This window comes from Virgibacillus sp. AGTR (assembly GCF_016919725.2).
Taxonomy (GTDB): domain Bacteria; phylum Bacillota; class Bacilli; order Bacillales; family Amphibacillaceae; genus Virgibacillus; species Virgibacillus salarius.
Map to the genome: position 1 here is coordinate 23,819 of NZ_JAJERH010000003.1, position 16,153 is coordinate 39,971.

The 16,153-nt window shown below is 36.5% G+C and carries 15 protein-coding genes and 1 tRNA gene; 13 read left to right on the top strand and 3 right to left on the bottom strand.

Annotation, left to right across the window (positions count from 1 at the left end; genetic code table 11):
* Positions 1-134 precede the first annotated feature (134 nt).
* Positions 135-207, top strand: a tRNA-Arg gene (locus tag JUJ52_RS01890).
* A gap of 432 nt (positions 208-639) precedes the next feature.
* Entirely contained in the window at positions 640-1,899 is a 1,260-nt protein-coding gene (gene cypC / locus JUJ52_RS01895; protein WP_205388806.1) for a CYP152 family fatty-acid peroxygenase CypC, read from the top strand.
* A 165-nt stretch (positions 1,900-2,064) separates the two neighbouring features.
* Here cypC and erm read toward each other — a convergent pair whose 3' ends face one another.
* Entirely contained in the window at positions 2,065-2,922 is an 858-nt protein-coding gene (erm, locus tag JUJ52_RS01900; protein ID WP_205388805.1) for a 23S ribosomal RNA methyltransferase Erm, read from the bottom strand.
* A 1,035-nt stretch (positions 2,923-3,957) separates the two neighbouring features.
* Between erm and JUJ52_RS01905 the strand changes: the two genes are divergently transcribed.
* The 3 genes from JUJ52_RS01905 (at position 3,958) to JUJ52_RS23680 (ending at position 5,332) form a co-directional block, all read left to right on the top strand.
* A complete protein-coding gene (locus JUJ52_RS01905) occupies positions 3,958-4,191 on the top strand; it encodes a phage holin (RefSeq protein WP_026681652.1) in 234 nt (77 codons plus the stop codon).
* A gap of 578 nt (positions 4,192-4,769) precedes the next feature.
* On the top strand, positions 4,770-5,033 hold the full coding sequence (locus JUJ52_RS01910) for a hypothetical protein (RefSeq protein ID WP_051388336.1): 264 nt from the start codon (positions 4,770-4,772) through the stop codon (positions 5,031-5,033).
* Between the two features lie 221 nt (positions 5,034-5,254).
* On the top strand, positions 5,255-5,332 hold the full coding sequence (locus JUJ52_RS23680; RefSeq protein ID WP_226983665.1) for a putative holin-like toxin: 78 nt from the start codon (positions 5,255-5,257) through the stop codon (positions 5,330-5,332).
* A gap of 211 nt (positions 5,333-5,543) precedes the next feature.
* Here JUJ52_RS23680 and JUJ52_RS01915 read toward each other — a convergent pair whose 3' ends face one another.
* Positions 5,544-6,104, bottom strand: coding sequence for a shikimate kinase (locus JUJ52_RS01915; RefSeq protein WP_026681651.1), 561 nt, complete (start codon positions 6,102-6,104; stop codon positions 5,544-5,546).
* A 142-nt stretch (positions 6,105-6,246) separates the two neighbouring features.
* Here JUJ52_RS01915 and aroD point away from each other — a divergent pair, with 142 nt between their 5' ends.
* The 7 genes from aroD to JUJ52_RS01950 all read left to right on the top strand — a co-directional run bounded on the left by aroD (position 6,247) and on the right by JUJ52_RS01950 (position 13,668).
* Positions 6,247-7,014, top strand: coding sequence for a type I 3-dehydroquinate dehydratase (aroD, locus tag JUJ52_RS01920; protein ID WP_226983539.1), 768 nt, complete (start codon positions 6,247-6,249; stop codon positions 7,012-7,014).
* Positions 7,015-7,330: 316 nt separating this feature from the next.
* Positions 7,331-8,698, top strand: coding sequence for a sigma-54 interaction domain-containing protein (locus JUJ52_RS01925; RefSeq protein WP_166530207.1), 1,368 nt, complete (start codon positions 7,331-7,333; stop codon positions 8,696-8,698).
* A gap of 267 nt (positions 8,699-8,965) precedes the next feature.
* A complete protein-coding gene (locus JUJ52_RS01930; RefSeq protein WP_026681648.1) occupies positions 8,966-9,661 on the top strand; it encodes a CoA transferase subunit A in 696 nt (231 codons plus the stop codon).
* Positions 9,662-9,677: 16 nt separating this feature from the next.
* Positions 9,678-10,355, top strand: a complete 678-nt coding sequence (locus JUJ52_RS01935; protein ID WP_034679183.1) for a 3-oxoacid CoA-transferase subunit B — start codon at positions 9,678-9,680, stop codon at positions 10,353-10,355.
* Positions 10,356-10,380: 25 nt separating this feature from the next.
* Positions 10,381-11,157 carry a 3-hydroxybutyrate dehydrogenase gene (locus tag JUJ52_RS01940; protein ID WP_026681646.1) on the top strand — a complete coding sequence of 259 codons (777 nt, stop codon included), beginning with the start codon at positions 10,381-10,383 and terminating at the stop codon, positions 11,155-11,157.
* A 21-nt stretch (positions 11,158-11,178) separates the two neighbouring features.
* A complete protein-coding gene (locus tag JUJ52_RS01945) occupies positions 11,179-12,357 on the top strand; it encodes a thiolase family protein (protein ID WP_026681645.1) in 1,179 nt (392 codons plus the stop codon).
* Between the two features lie 27 nt (positions 12,358-12,384).
* Positions 12,385-13,668, top strand: coding sequence for a GntP family permease (locus JUJ52_RS01950; protein ID WP_121605652.1), 1,284 nt, complete (start codon positions 12,385-12,387; stop codon positions 13,666-13,668).
* Positions 13,669-13,708: 40 nt separating this feature from the next.
* Here the strand turns inward: JUJ52_RS01950 and JUJ52_RS01955 are convergent, their stop codons facing one another.
* Positions 13,709-14,350: a protein kinase family protein gene (locus JUJ52_RS01955; protein WP_121605651.1), complete on the bottom strand. Its 642-nt coding sequence runs from the start codon at positions 14,348-14,350 to the stop codon at positions 13,709-13,711.
* Between the two features lie 189 nt (positions 14,351-14,539).
* Here JUJ52_RS01955 and JUJ52_RS01960 point away from each other — a divergent pair, with 189 nt between their 5' ends.
* Positions 14,540-15,466, top strand: coding sequence for a fumarylacetoacetate hydrolase family protein (locus JUJ52_RS01960; protein WP_121605650.1), 927 nt, complete (start codon positions 14,540-14,542; stop codon positions 15,464-15,466).
* The last annotated feature ends 687 nt before the right edge of the window (positions 15,467-16,153 follow it).

Sequence of the window (16,153 nt, forward strand, 5' to 3'; positions counted from 1 at the left end):
CTCGTAACCAATGAAAATACACTTCCATCATTCCCATAATTGTCAAAAATAAACCTATGATAACTAAAAATACTTGTGTAACTACTAATATGACGTTATAATATTCTATGTGTCTTAATTAGTGAATAGTACATGCGCCCGTAGCTCAGGGGATAGAGCAACGGTTTCCGGTACCGTGAGTCGGGGGTTCGAATCCCTCCGGGCGCGTAATTATGATCGTAGAAGAAGATAATAAAATAAGTAATAAAACACGTATAAATCTTGATACTTCAAGATTTATACGTGTTTTTTGTTTGCAATATTTTTTGCAATTTTTTCAGTTAGAAACAGATTAAGATTTAAATGAAGTCAATTTCATTAACCATCCAGCCTATTAAATATAGAATAATTTATATGTTAATAGTGGAATACAGTTGATTTTCACTACAGCCGGACGAGTGCAGTCCGCGGAAGCCTTGTCTTTTTAATTCCTGCGTGTGTCTTAGTTGCACATGTATTCAAGCAAGCGTAGTTACCTTTAATCTTAATAAGTAGAAGCTGTGTCATACCTTCACGAACGATTGTCCTTGTATTTTTGCGAATAAACCGGGGATAATCTACAAAAATTAAGATCATTACTCGAAAATGGAGTTGGATCATATGTCGAATAGAAGTCAAATACCTCGAGAAGAAGGAATAGATCATACTTTAAGTCTTATAAGAGAAGGATATAGGTATATCTTAAATAGACGTCAAATTTTTAGTTGTGATATTTTCGAGACAAGGCTAGTTGGAAAAAAAGCGATTTGCATGGGAGGTAAAGAAGCAGCAGAAATATTTTATGACAACGAGAAATTTAAAAGAAAAGATGCAGCTCCTAATCGGGCAGTACAAACATTATTCGGTAAGAATGGAGTTCAGGCTTTAGATGGACAAGCCCATAGACAACGTAAGGAAATGTTTATGTCGATCATGTCTTCCAATGAACTGGACAGATTGACTGGAATTATAAGAAAACAATGGAAGTTAGCGGTAGATAAATGGGTGCAAATGGATAAGGTTATTTTTTATGAAGAAGTTAAGGAAATTATGTGCAGAACAGCCTGCGAATGGATAAGTATACCCGTGTCAGCAAATAAAGTAAAAGGGGTAACGAAAGATTTAGGGGCAATGTTCGAGTCAGTAGCAGCTATTGGCCCCACCCATTGGCTAGGAAGGAATGCTAGAAATCGTATAGAAAAGTGGGTAGGGAAACTCGTTGAAGAGATTCGTGATGGAAAAGTGAATGTATCTGAAAATAGTATTTTGTACAAATTTATTAGGTATCACGATCCATATGGGAATTCTCTTGATACAGATACAGTTGCTGTAGAAGTGATTAATATCTTACGGCCACTTGTAGCGATTGCTATATTCATCAATTTTATTGCTTTAACAGTTTATCATTATCCAAACGAAACGAAGAAGCTTGAAAGGAGTGATGAGAAATATTCTCTGAAGTTCATACAAGAAGTTCGGCGATTCTATCCATTTTTTCCTTTTGTCGCCGGACTGGTAAAAAACGATTTCATTTGGAAAGGGTTTAAATTTGAAGAAGGTACGTTAACCTTACTAGATCTTTATGGTACCAATCACGATCCAAACATTTGGGAGAACCCTGATGTGTTCAACCCTGATCGGTTTACTACATGGGATGGTGGCTTATTTGACTTTATTCCACAAGGTGGGGGAGATTATTTTATGGGGCATCGGTGTGCTGGTGAGTGGGTGACCATAGAGATAATGAAAGTAAGCCTTGATTATCTAGTAAATCGAATAAACTATGATGTTCCTGATCAAGATTTAAGTTTTAGTATGGTTAGCATGCCAAGTATTCCCCGTAGTAAAATGGTGATAAAAAACATTAGCAAGAGAGAATAAATCCATTTTCTATTCTAATTGCGGTTATAGTGAGAGGCTATGTATAGAGGGCGAACAGTCAATTAATGGTTAATTGTCTCCTATTGAGATATGAAATATGCGGATTAATGGGTGGAATGAGAAGTAAAAAGGAATCCTCATTCCACAACCTTTTGTAAGTAGATTTTAAAAATGGTTTAATTTCGCTTTTTTTATCTTTGGCCATCTGGATTTTGGAACATACTTTATCATTGTTTCAAATAGGGAACCCCATTGCAGTTCCGTTAAAGATGCAATTGGAGTTTCATTATTTATTTGAAGATTTCTTTTTAAATGCTTCATTTGCGGTGGTGTAAATATACCTTTTAATGCAATCTCGATAGGATATTGTGGATGTTTAAGTGCATAATCAGCTAGTCCCCAGAAGATTAAATAATCGCTAATAGGTACAATCGGTTTCGCCTTTCTATTTATTTTAATCACAGCGGAATCAACTTTTGGTGGCGGGGAAAAATTTCTCCTAGAAATTCCTTTAACATACTGAATATCAAACCACATTTTCCAAGCGATCACATATGATTCCTTCACAAAATTTGATGTAAATCTTTTAGCTACACCATTTTCCATTACAATAACCCCACTTTGAAAACCGCTTGAAGGTTTATTAAGAAACATTTTCATAATCGGCGTTGTAATAGCATATGGAATATTCGAAACAACTACAAATGGCTCTTGAGGTAATGAAATACGTAATATGTCTTGCTTTATGATTATAGTGTTTTTCATTTCAAGTTGTTTTAATTTCTTTATGAAGTTTGAATCGTATTCTATAGCGAGAACCTTTCTTGCTCGGGAGCTTAAAATACTAGTAATTGCTCCTTTTCCAGCTCCTAAATCTAATACAAGGTCGCTTTTTGAAATACGAGCAATATTTACAATATCATTTATTAAACGCTTATTGTGAATGAAATGCTTCCCACTGAAATTTGATGGAGTTCCAGTAGACGATTTTTTATGCTGATATCTCTTCCTGCTTCTTGCCATGATTTAACAGTCCTTTCTTAAAATATTTGCATTCGGCTCTGAATGCAAAAAAGCCACAGACATAGGCGTCTGTAGCTTCCAGTAAACGGAATGCATCATTATGCAGAATGAGATATTGTAAAAAAACTAATCAGCACAAAATGAGCCTTCTTATTTAAAGAGCTAAAGCAATTTCTCATATAAATAAAAAGGAAAGATTGTATAATCAGTCCTTCCTCTCATTTTATTAATAAAATATAGTAATGAAGATTGTTAAAAATGAGCAGATTTATCCCGCTTACTCTGTAGCAAAACAGAGCCTTCGAACGTATTAAATTACCGGTTCAAAGTACGGATAATAATAATTCCACCCATAATTTTTTAACAACCCTCCTTCGTTTAGTTTACACTAGAATTCATTTATATTATAAATACTGCTAAAGTGTACGTCAATAAAAATTATACTTGCTACTCAACGTAGTAATAGTTAATTACGATAATTTGAGTAACTCACCATAAAACTTTCGTTCGGATTTATAATTCTTATGTAAAAATATAGTTGTTACATTATCTGTCAATTCATCCTTCACATCAAATTATTTTCCATACATATATCTCTCTAATACTCTTCTTGTTTATCCCGCATATAATTGGCAGTTAGTCTCCAATACCAGTAATAAAGTGAACCCAATATGGATAAGGGGGGCGACTGCCGGTAAATTGTCCGATTGGTTCAAAGAACTTTAGATCATATCCCTCTGGTACTAACAATCCGTAGGTGATAAACCACCCCCCAACTGATTGAAAAAATTCGCTTTGTCGGAAATTAATGCTTAAACATCTACATTACTTGTTAAATTACGAATAAGAGCAGGAATTTGTTAATCAGTGTCGTAATATATAGAATAAGTGATTTACTTCTGTAAATTTAATTTACGAATGAAAATAGTAATGGTTTTAGCTAATGTTTACACCTTCTTCGCATATATATAAGTACGAGCTCCATTATTTTTGTTTTGTGGATTCTTTAATCTTATTGTACAGGGGGTGAGAGACATGGATAGAGGTACGCTTATTCGCACGATTGTCTTAGTATTAGCTTTAATTAACCAATTTCTCATTGCAGCAGATTTGAACCCAATACCTGGTACGCACGAACTTTGGGGTGAAATTATTTCGATGATTTTTACGGTGTGTGCCAGTGTGTGGGCATGGTTTAAAAATAATTATGTAACAGTAAAAGGAAAGAAGCAAAAAGAAGTATTGCAGGCGAATAACTTAATTAATTAAGTTATAAGTGGCAGGGAAAAAACACAACTTCTTTACTCAAAATATGAATAATCATGTTATCAATAGGAGTACCATCGCTGCACCATGAAACTATACGTGCTTTCCGCGGGCATGGCCACTCAGCTCACTTGGTAAAGGAAAACATGTTACCAAGTGGATCTTCGAACTCGTGCTGTTCCCGCTGGATAAGCAAGGCTTCGGAAGCAATACATCGCACGTAGAAAATGCATTCTTCTTTTTCAAGGAGTCTCGCATATTTCAGGTGCTAAATTAATTATTCTAAGAACAAAAGCACAAGCGTCCGATTAGAAACGTAGCGTCTGGAACGAGTCAGAGATAAAGGAAACAAAGGTGAGCTTGTGAGCCGATGATTACTTAGCTTAGGGCGATACGCGAAGTAGTTTCGTTTCTGGTCGCTCTTAACACGCCCATATTTATCTTTGTCATTCCCTATACCATTAAAAAACGAACGATCATTAATTTAAACTAATAATCGTTCGTTTTTTTATTAACCCCATTTTTGTTTTAGTTAAAATAGGAGAAGCAGGTTTTGGGTATCCTATAAAAGGGTGATAAACATGAAAGCAAATGATATGGAAAGCAAACGCTTTGATAAAGCACTTGATGAATTTATTGATTTGTTTAATAATCTGGAAGCGGACACACCGATCATACAATTTGGTCAAGACGTCATTAAAAATATAGAATTAGCAAAACAGAAATATGGTGACGAGGCAATAGATGAAAAAATAAATGCAGTTGTTCGTGAAATGCTGTCCTGGCTAGATTTAGAAGCTGATGCTAAAGCAGAAGAGAATGCTAAAAAAGACGACGAAGATTAACAGGTAGAATGAACCTTTCGCACCATGTAAGTTTTAACGAACTGGAGTGAATGAAATGAAGCCATAGAGTAAGTTTTTTTCTATACATAAATATATTGCCCTATTTTCAAGCAAAAATAGGATTAGATATTATTTTTTGTTACAATGGTATTGTACAATAAGGCTTTCATGGGTGGCGGTTTCACTCCCTGACTGATGAACAGGAGAGGGGGGTGATGCCTATGACAGTGTTCGAAGCACTTGTGCTAATGATCTCGTTTGGTTCATTGGTTGTTGCTTTACTGTCACAAAAAAAATAACCACCCATAAGCCTGGCAAGCATAGTGGGTAGTTATTTTCTATAAACTGTGTGAGCCGCCCCCTTGAAGGGCTATTGTACATGGCCGTTGGTGTACCAGCACCAGCGGTCTTTATTAAAGTTTTTTCTAAGTCTAGATCAAATGCTTTTTTATTTTATTCATATTATCTATTTTTATTATACCCGATTAGCACAAATATGCAAACCTTCAGTTAGTTATTTTGTGGTTCATAAATGTCCCAAGCTGTTTTAAGTGATTTAACAATGTAAGCCGCTGCATCCTCAATCATTAATTGATCAGTTGCAACAGCCGAATGGTGATCTTGATAAATTGATTTCCGTTCTTCAAATAGTGCTTTAATTTCCTTTAAGCTTTTGCCTTGCAAAACAGGTCTACTGTCTATGAGTAAGCTAATTCTTTCTTGCCACGACTCCCACGATAAATCTAAATAAAATACGATACATTCTTCCAGACAGACATTTCTTATTTCCTCCTGAAGAAAGGCACCACCGCCTAGAGAAATAATTTTTAGTTTTTGCTTGCAAAGTTTTTGTAAGATTTCTTTCTCTTTATGTCTAAAGACTTTTTCACCATAAGTCTGGAATATCTCAGAAGCAGGCATATGAAACGCTGCTTCAATTTCTTTATCTGCATCAATAAAATCTCGGTAAAGCATTTTTGCCACTTCTTTACCAATAGATGTTTTTCCAACACCCATGAATCCAATTAATGCTATACTTTTTTGTCGTAATGGTGTTTCGTTCGTGCTCATAAGTAACCTCTTTCTTCACAGGAATGTTTCCCTAATTATAAGCGAAATAGTATACACATGCACGTTAATTGAAATAATCTCATATTGGCAATGATTGCTGTAACGATTATAATGAGTAGATAAGTTGCTAGGGAGAGGATAAATGATGAATATCGTATCCGTAAAGGATATCCTTATTGGTAAAGGTATTCCGAAGGTGATTATCCCTTTAATGGGTGTTAATTTACATGAGTTAAAGTCTGAACTCAATGAGGTAAAGAAAGAAAACCCGGATATTATTGAATGGCGTGTTGATGCTTTAAAAGAGGCGGAAAGTATCGAAGCGGTCATTTACGTACTCTCAGAATTACATAAAGAAATGGATGGCATACCACTACTCTTTACATTTCGTTCCTATAAAGAGGGTGGAATGAAAAATTTGAATACATCCGTATATATAAATTTGTTAAGCACAGCAATCGAATCGGGATATCTTGATTTAATTGATCTTGAATTGTTTACAGGCACCGTTGAGATTAAACGTTTGGTGGAAAAGGCAAAGAGGAACCAAGTTATAGTAATTATGTCTAATCATGATTTTGAAGGTACGCCGACGAATGAAGAGATGACTAATCGCTTGATTTCGATGGAAAACGCTGGAGCAGACATCGTTAAGATTGCTGTTATGCCTAATAGCATATCGGATGTTCTCCGGTTGTTAACTGTTGCGGAAACTATAAAAACTACTGCAAAGCAGCCATATATAACTATTGCGATGGGAAAAAAAGGAATATTGAGTAGAATAGCAGGCGAATTCGTAGGTTCTGCAGCAACCTTTGGCTCAGGAAAGCATGCCTCTGCACCAGGACAAATCGCTGCTGAAGAGTTGAAATATTTAATGGAGAGACTACACTATCATTCCAACTGCTGAACACATTTTTTAGCAGTTGGAATTTTAGGCTGAAAGAAATACCCACAACGAAAAAACACCCGCACGAGATATAAAGTTTTACAAAAATTCTACGTTGCATGTTCTAATGATTAAATAAAGTGAAAATTCAATCATAGGGGGTTAGTTTATCTCCAATGATAGTTCGTACCGCGGTATGACCTAAAGGCTCTTAACCCGGACATTTACTGTCAGTTATATACGGAATAAAGCCTATCACTGCAATAAAGAGGTAATAATTACGTTTTTCTTTCTAATAATCGTAAACCAATAGTCAAAGGGAAATGAGGAATGTGTTATGGCAACATTAACGTCTGAGTATAAAGATGAAATTTTTGAAACCGTTTTCGAAAATGCCTATCATTGCTTTGTAGTAGTGGATGATCAAGGCTTGGTTACTTATATGAATAATAGCTATTGTCGTTTTCTAGAGCTGGATAAGCAGGAAGTTATCGGTAAACATGTAGCGGATGTTATAGAAAATACAAGGATGCATATTGTTGTACAAACTGGTAAGGAAGAAATAGCAGATTTACAGTATATTCGTGGTAATCACATGATTGCTAATCGAATTCCGGTTCGTTCTGAAGGCAGGATAGTCGGTGCAGTTGGAACCGTTCTGTATCGTGATACGAAAGAATGGATGCTGATGAACAGTCATATTAAAGATTTATTACTTGAAATTGAACATTATCGGAATCAATTAAAGGAGCAGCATGGCATTACCTATTCACTTCATGATATAGCTGGTAGTTCCAAGCAGATGAGTGAGTTAAAGGAAAAAATAAAAAAGGTTTCACCTGGTGATGTATCTGTTTTACTTCGAGGCGAAAGTGGTACAGGGAAGGAACTATTTGCTCATAGTATTCATCATCTAAGTGAGAGGAATACAAAACCATTTGTTAAAGTAAATTGTGCAGCGATTCCAGAACATTTAATTGAATCAGAGTTATTTGGTTATAAAGAAGGAGCTTTTACTGGAGCAAAAAGAGGGGGGAAACTAGGAAAGTTCCAATTAGCAGATGGGGGGACGTTATTTTTAGATGAAATAGGGGATATGCCATTATCCGCACAAGTAAAAATTTTAAGAGTGCTTCAAGAAGGCGAAATAGAATCAATAGGATCAGAGGCTCCTAAAAAGGTTGACGTAAGAATCATTGCTGCGACAAATCAACCATTGGAACAGTTAATAAAAAAGCAATTGTTTCGAGAGGATTTGTTCTACCGAATTAATGTTGTACAAGTTTTTATACCACCCCTACGTGAAAGACCTGATGATATTCGAATAATTACAAAGTTTATTTTGCATAAAGTAAGAGCAAGGACAGGAAAAAGAGTAATGGATATTGATCCAGCAGCAATGACCCAGCTGACCTATTATAGTTGGCCCGGAAATATTCGTGAATTAGAAAATGTCATTGAATCTGCAGTGCATTTAACCAACGATGAAACAATAACTGTTGCTGATTTACCAGATCGTATGCATCCACCCGCAAATATAGAGAAGCGGACAGGGAATTTAAAAGAAATTCTAGAACTAACCGAAAAGAAAACAATTCAACATGCAATGAAAGAAAGCAAAGGAGACAAAGAAAGGGCAATGCAGATCCTAGGAATTAAAAAATCAAGTTTTTATGAAAAACTTAGAAAGTATGGGCTTTCCTAGCTTCCGGCATTTCGGAATGTGTTCCATAAACTTGGAATCATGTGTAGATGGTAAATAGAAGTAAGGGTTTGCAAATGAATACTAATAATAAATACCCCGTTTTCCATAAACATGGAATCGGGGTATTTATTTATGCCGTTTCTACTAATAAAAGATAATATGGAATGCTATTTATACAAAGGATTGGCGGGTTAAGGAGAAACTTATCGAAAAATTCGTAAGGGTTGGCATGTTATTTGCATAATAATTGTGAAAGGAGTGCAGAGAATGAAAAAAATATATCAATCATTTTTAGAAGCGATAAATAGTATGGAAGATGGAGCAACTATTATGGTAGGGGGGTTCGGTTTAGTAGGAATACCAGAAAATCTTATTTTGGCTTTAGTTGAAACAAATGTAAAACATTTAACCGTAATTTCTAATAATTGTGGTATTGATGATTGGGGCTTAGGCTTATTACTAAAAAATAAGCAAATTGATAAGATGATTGGATCCTATGTAGGTGAAAATAAGGAATTCGAACGTCAGGTATTAACAGGAGAATTAGAAGTAGAACTAGTTCCTCAAGGGACGTTAGCTGAAAGAATTCGAGCAGGTGGAGCCGGGATACCAGCTTTCTATACGCCAGCTGGTGTGGGTACAGCAATAGCTAAGGGGAAGGAAGTACGTCAATTTGCTGGCAAGGATTATTTACTTGAGACCTCACTAAAAGCTGATTATAGTCTCATTCGAGCAGCAATAGGGGATAAAGATGGTAATTTGCAATATGCGAAAACGGCACAAAATTTCAATCCAATGATGGCTGCTGCTGGAAGTATTACCATTGCGGAAGTAGAACAGATAGTGGAAACAGGAATGATAAGCCCGGCTTCTGTTCATACACCTGGTATTTATGTGAATCGATTAATTCAAGGGAAACAGGAAAAGCGAATAGAGCGGTTAACAATAAAACAAGAAGCGTAGTAAAAGGGAGGAAATAATGGTGTTAAAGCAAGTAAGTAAAGTAAACGTAAGAGAAAATATGGCAATAAGAGCTGAGCGTGAAATTGTAAGCGGTTCCTATGTTAATCTAGGAATTGGTATGCCAACAATGGTTGCCAATTATATTCAAGCCGACAAAAAGGTTGTTCTCCAATCGGAAAATGGTCTGCTTGGCATTGGCAGATCTCCTTATGCAAATGAGGTTGATCCAGATTTAATTAATGCCGGAAAAGAGACTGTGACCGCCATAACAGGAGCTTCATATTTCAGTAGTGCGGAGTCGTTCGCTATGATACGTGGTGAACATCTGGATCTAGCAATTTTAGGTGGGATGGAGGTTTCTGAATCGGGCGATTTAGCAAATTGGATGATCCCAGGAAAAATGATTAAAGGAATGGGGGGAGCAATGGATATTGTACATGGTGCCAAAAAAATAGTTATCATTATGGACCATGTAACGAAGGACGGACACCCCAAAATAGTAAAAGCGTGTCAATTACCGTTAACTGGAAAACAGGTCGTTGATCGAATCATTACGGATCGAGCAGTAATTGATGTAACGAGCAGTGGTCTGATTCTTCAAGAAATTGCTAGGGGATGGACAGTTGAAAAAGTAATTGCGTCTACTGGAGCTGAACTTAGCGTAAGTAACCAATTAGTAGAAGCAGCATTTTAACAAAAATGAACAGGAGGAACTATTGATGGTCGAAAATAAGGTTGTTTTTATAACTGGTGCAGCAAGTGGCATTGGCTATGAAATTGGTGTTGAATTTTTGAAAAATAAAGCTTTCGTAGTTTTTACGGATATAAATGAAGAAAAAGTTAAACAATCAGTAAATCATTGGCAAGAAAAAGGCTATAACTGTTTAGGAATTCAATGTGATGTTACAAATGAGGAGCAACTAAAAGAGGCTATCGATCAAACAGTAGATCACTATGGAAAACTAGATGTACTTATTAATAATGCTGGATTACAGCATGTGGCTTCCATTGAGGAATTCCCAACGGAGAAATTCGAGTTTATGACAAAGGTCATGTTAGTCGCTCCGTTTACTGCAACAAAGTATGCTTTCCCAATCATGAAAAAGCAGGGTAGTGGACGTATTATTAACATGTCTTCGATAAACGGAGTAATCGGTTTTGCTGGAAAGGCTGCGTATAATAGCTCTAAACATGGGTTGATTGGTTTAACAAAGGTAGCTGCCTTAGAGGGTGCAGCGGATGGAATCACCGTAAATGCAGTTTGTCCTGGTTATGTGGATACACCATTAGTTCGTAATCAAATGGAAGGTTTAGCAAAAAATCGTAATGTTTCTCTAGAAAAAGTACTAGAGGAGGTTATTTATCCATTGGTTCCTCAGAAACGATTATTATCTGTCCAGGAAATTGCTGACTATACCGTTTTTCTTGCTAGCGATAAAGCAAAAGGTGTAACAGGTCAGGCAATCATTATAGATGGCGGCTATACAGCTCAATAATGGGTAAGGAGTGAAAAATAGATGGAGAATGTATATATTTTAGAAGGAGCACGGACCCCATTTGGTACATTTGGGGGAGGGTTGAAGGATGTAGATCCTACAGAACTTGGCGTAATTGTAAGTAAAGAAGCTATTCAGCGAAGTCAGATTGATGCGAAACAGATTGATTTTACAGTTATGGGAAATGTGATTCATTCTGCAAAGAATGCCCCTTACTTATCAAGGCATATTGCATTAGATACGGGAGTACCTATTGAAAGTCCTTCATTAACGGTGAATCGACTATGTGGATCTGGTCTCCAGGCTGTCATTAATGCGGCGCAGTCTATTCAATTAAAAGAAGGACAGGTGGCATTAGCTGGTGGCGTGGAAAATATGAGCTTAGCCCCTCATGCACTAAGAGGAAGTAGGTTTGGTACAAAATTAGGAACGCCGAAGATGGATGACATGTTGTGGTCCGCATTGACCGATGAGTACATTGGAGCTGGTATGGGCGTGACGGCTGAAAATTTGGCGGAGAAATATCACATTTCTCGAAGTGAACAAGATGAGTACGCCTATCAAAGTCATCAACGGGCGAGTAAAGCTAGACGTGATGGTAAATTTAGTGAAGAAATTGTAGGGGTAGAAGTGAAGTCTAAGAAGGGTTCCCTATGGATCGAATCAGATGAACATATCCGAGAAGATACAACAATCGAACGTTTGTCAACGTTAAAGACTTCATTTAAAAATGAGGGTACTGTTACCGGTGGGAATGCAAGTGGTATAAATGATGGTGCTGCTGCAGTCATTTTAGCTGGAGAGCAGTTCATTAACGAACAGCAACTTAAACCAATTGCTAGGATTATGTCATGGGGGGTGGCTGGAGTTGATCCATCTATCATGGGAATTGGTCCAGTACCTGCGATGAAAAAGGCTTTAGATAATGCAAACATGAGTCTACAAGATATCGATTTAATTGAAGTGAATGAAGCTTTTGCATCACAGTATCTTGCTGTAGAGAAGGAAATGGGATTGGATCGTGCTAAAGTAAATGTTAACGGCGGTGCAATTGCTTTAGGACATCCAATTGGCGCGAGTGGTACGAGGGTTTTATATACACTTATTAAAGAGTTGAAGCGTAGAGGGCAAACATATGGCATGGCTTCATTATGTATTGGTGGTGGCCAAGGGATAGCCATGATCGTTGAAGTAATCTAATATCAAAATGATATGGGGGGATTTTTCATGATTGGAATCATACTGGGGCTGATTGTATTAATGGTGCTTGCCTATTTAGGCTGGTCTATTATTTGGGTAGCTCCAATAGCTGCTGGGGTTGTGGCACTAACTGGAGGACTCGACTTGCTAGATGCCTATAAAGATACATATATGGGGGGATTCGTATCTTTTGCTAAGCAGTGGTTTCCGGTATTTATGTTAGGAGCTATCTTTGGGAAGTTAATGGAAGATACAGGAATGGCTAAATCTGTTGCAGTAGCTTTAACAAAGATTATTGGTACGAAGCGAGCAATATTGGGGGTATTAGTATCGTCGGCAGTTCTAACATATGGTGGAGTAAGCTTATTTGTTGTTGTATTTGCTGTATATCCATTAGCATTAACGCTATTTCGGGAAGCGAATATTAGTAGAAGGTTAATCCCAGCGACGGTTGCTTTAGGAGCTTTTACTTTTACCATGACTGCACTGCCGGGTACGCCTCAGATACAGAATTTAATTCCGATGGAATACTTTCATACAAGTGCAGTCGCTGCACCAATAATGGGAATTATTGCAGCTATTGTTATGGGCGGTGGTGGTTATTTTTATCTGAGCTGGCGAGAAAAGAAATTAACTGCTAACGGTGAAACGTTTTCAGAACCGACAGAACAAAATGTTGAAGATAGAGAGGAATCGACACCAAATTTCCTGTTATCGTTACTTCCATTATTAACGGTATTGCTTACCTTGAATTTATTGAAATGGGATATCGTCATCGCGTTGATATCCGGCATTATCTTAATACTATTGCTTAATGTTCATAAAACGAAGTATTTCATAAAAGCTATCAATAGTGGAGCGGTCGGATCGGTTACAGCTATTATTAATACAAGCGCAGCAGTAGGCTTTGGAACGGTGGTTAAGGTGGTTCCTGGTTTTGAAAAGCTTACTGAAATACTAATGGGTATTAAAGGAAATCCACTAATATCTGAAGCAGTTGCAGTAAATATATTAGCAGGAGCCACAGGTTCCGCTTCAGGTGGAATGGGAATTGCCTTAGAGGCATTAGGCTCAAAATACTATGATATAGCCATGAATACAGGAATATCACCAGAGGCATTTCATCGTATTGCGTCACTTTCATCAGGTGGCCTCGATGCATTACCGCATAATGGTGCAGTATTAACATTGTTAACTATAACTGGAATGTCTCATAAAGATAGCTATAAAGATATTTTCGTAGTGGCAGTTCTTATACCAGTTATATCTGTTATCATAGCTATTATCCTAGCTTCAATTGGATTAATCTAGAAATGGAGCGAGTACGGTTATTCGAAATACTGTACTTGCTCTACTTATTTTCTACTTTCTTTAATTTAATTAGAGGTGCTTGTACTACTCTCTTTTTATATAAAAAAGCAATGCCATTTAAAATACATGCAGGTATCTTCTTAGGAGTGTACTTTTTAAAATACATGGTGGAGAGGGCTAATTTAATGTCATCCCATTGAGAGTCATATGTAGTTTGTCGAAAACGGGCTACGTCAATTAATTTAATCGTTCCCTCTGACGTTAGCATAATATTCCGTAAGTGAATATCAGAAGGATTTAAACCTAATCGTTTAACGGAATGTAAGGCTTCGTCCACCTTTTTAATATTCAATTCCGTAAGTGGAATTCCTTTCAGTAAACAGTCATATAATGTGTATCCGCTAATATAATCGATTAATAGATAGTTATTACCAGCTTCATATAAAGAAGGGAAAAAATTGTTCCCTTCCAATAAAGCATATATTTTGGCCTCTTCTAACGCAATATGTTCAAACACAGGAGGAAATATTTTGAGGGCCATTGAGGTGGATTTAATCTTAAAAACCACAGCACTTCTTCCAATTCCGATGATTTCTAATGAAGGATCTTTCTTAGCAATTATAAACTGTGGTTTGGCAGATATAATTTCTACACTATCGACTAACTCAATAACAGATTGCACATGTACCGCTCCTCCCTATATCTATTCTTATTATAATTATAAAGAAAAAGAACGATTATTTCTGCTTTTAAGACTCATTCAGTTTTCTGTCTGTTCTCTAAGCGCGAGTTGATATGGGAGGAGTACTTGTGCTTTTATTATAAATATTGATAAAATTATTGCTACTGACTAAATGAAAGAGGTGTAGGTATGAAATTAGTCAATTACTGCATAAAGGGAAAAGAAGAATCGCGAATTGGCTGTGTATTAGATAACTACGTATTGGATGTACAGAATGCATATCGGCAATTGCTAAGTTCACATGAAAAGAAAGGTATAATAGCGAATTTAGAAAAATATCTTCCTAGTGATGCATCTCATTTTTTCGCAATCGGTTCATCAGCAATTGAGCGAGCATATGAAGCAGTTCAATACAATCTTGAAAAAGAAGAAGGAGAAAACAGAATCCCTCTAGATGATGTCAGATTAAAAACACCTATTGAAAAACCCAGTAAGATCATCTGTGTAGGCAAAAACTACGCGAATCATGTAGAGGAAATGAAAGGTGAAATGCCCGAGTATCCAGTAATATTTGCAAAGTATAATAATGCTTTAATTGGACCAGAGGATGTAATCGAAAAACCTGCCTTTACAAGCGAGCTTGATTATGAGGTTGAACTTGCAGTTGTAATTGGGAAAAAGGCTTCTAAAGTTCTCAAGGATGACGCACTGAATTATGTTGCGGGTTATGCGATAGCTAATGATACAACAGCTCGAGATCTTCAGAAGCGAACACCCCAATGGTTACAAGGTAAGACATTAGATCGTAGCACACCAATCGGACCATGGATCGTAACAACGGAAGAATTAAAAGATCCATCTAATCTATCAATTCGTTCATTTGTAAATGGGGAAGAACGCCAATCTGCAAACACTAATCAGCTAATTTTTGATGTTCCATTTTTAATACAATTTATTTCGAGATTAATAACCTTATACCCAGGAGATATTATTATGACAGGTACACCGGATGGCGTTGGGTTTGCTAGGGAACCAGCACAATTTTTACATGATGGTGATGTAGTAAAAGTAGAAATTGAAGCTATTGGCCAGATGGAAAATAAGATAAGGGAATAAGTTATAGCAATTATTGGAGAAAGTCCAAGTTCGTCTGTATCTATCTACTTCAGACGATTGGGGCTTTTTTGTTTTTACTACTACTGACTCGAATACAAATAGAATAAAACAATGTAAATGTTTCTATTTCAAAAGCGCTCATTTCTATAAAAATATCGAATATTCTAAATTAACTTATTATTATTTTTGCATCAAATTCGTTGTTTATATTCTCTTTTTATAATCCGTGTGAAGGAAAGTGGTGTGAAATTACCTAAATATCCAGATATTTAATCAAAATTAACCTATTACTTTTAGCCTAATTTATAATAAATTTTTAAAATAGATTGAATATTTATTAAAGTTAGTATACTATTTGAGTATTGAAAAATAGGGTTATGTTTTATCCCGCATATAACTGGCAGTAAGCCCCCACTTCAAGCGATAAAGTGAAATGAATATGGATAAGTGTGTGGTCGACTGCCAGTAAATGTCCGATTGGTTCACCTAACCATCCGTGGGGATAAACAAAGCTCCCCACGGATGGAAGTTTCACTTTATCCCGCATATAACTGGCAGTAAGCCCCCCACTTCAAGCAATAAAGTGAACCCAATATAGGTAAGAGGGGGATCAACTGCCAGTAAATGTCCGATTGGTTCACCTAACCATCCGTGGGGATAAACAAACTCCCCCACGGATGGAAGTTT

Coding starts and splice junctions, on each gene's coding strand:
- JUJ52_RS01935 (WP_034679183.1), top strand. CDS start 9,678: ATGGTGTTAAAGCAAGTAAGTAAAGTAAACGTAAGAGAAAATATGGCA.
- JUJ52_RS01950 (WP_121605652.1), top strand. CDS start 12,385: ATGATTGGAATCATACTGGGGCTGATTGTATTAATGGTGCTTGCCTAT.
- cypC (WP_205388806.1), top strand. CDS start 640: ATGTCGAATAGAAGTCAAATACCTCGAGAAGAAGGAATAGATCATACT.
- JUJ52_RS01960 (WP_121605650.1), top strand. CDS start 14,540: ATGAAATTAGTCAATTACTGCATAAAGGGAAAAGAAGAATCGCGAATT.
- JUJ52_RS01945 (WP_026681645.1), top strand. CDS start 11,179: ATGGAGAATGTATATATTTTAGAAGGAGCACGGACCCCATTTGGTACA.
- JUJ52_RS01915 (WP_026681651.1), bottom strand. CDS start 6,104: ATGAGCACGAACGAAACACCATTACGACAAAAAAGTATAGCATTAATT.
- JUJ52_RS23680 (WP_226983665.1), top strand. CDS start 5,255: ATGACAGTGTTCGAAGCACTTGTGCTAATGATCTCGTTTGGTTCATTG.
- JUJ52_RS01940 (WP_026681646.1), top strand. CDS start 10,381: ATGGTCGAAAATAAGGTTGTTTTTATAACTGGTGCAGCAAGTGGCATT.
- aroD (WP_226983539.1), top strand. CDS start 6,247: ATGATGAATATCGTATCCGTAAAGGATATCCTTATTGGTAAAGGTATT.
- JUJ52_RS01930 (WP_026681648.1), top strand. CDS start 8,966: ATGAAAAAAATATATCAATCATTTTTAGAAGCGATAAATAGTATGGAA.
- JUJ52_RS01910 (WP_051388336.1), top strand. CDS start 4,770: ATGAAAGCAAATGATATGGAAAGCAAACGCTTTGATAAAGCACTTGAT.
- JUJ52_RS01925 (WP_166530207.1), top strand. CDS start 7,331: ATGGCAACATTAACGTCTGAGTATAAAGATGAAATTTTTGAAACCGTT.
- JUJ52_RS01905 (WP_026681652.1), top strand. CDS start 3,958: ATGGATAGAGGTACGCTTATTCGCACGATTGTCTTAGTATTAGCTTTA.
- erm (WP_205388805.1), bottom strand. CDS start 2,922: ATGGCAAGAAGCAGGAAGAGATATCAGCATAAAAAATCGTCTACTGGA.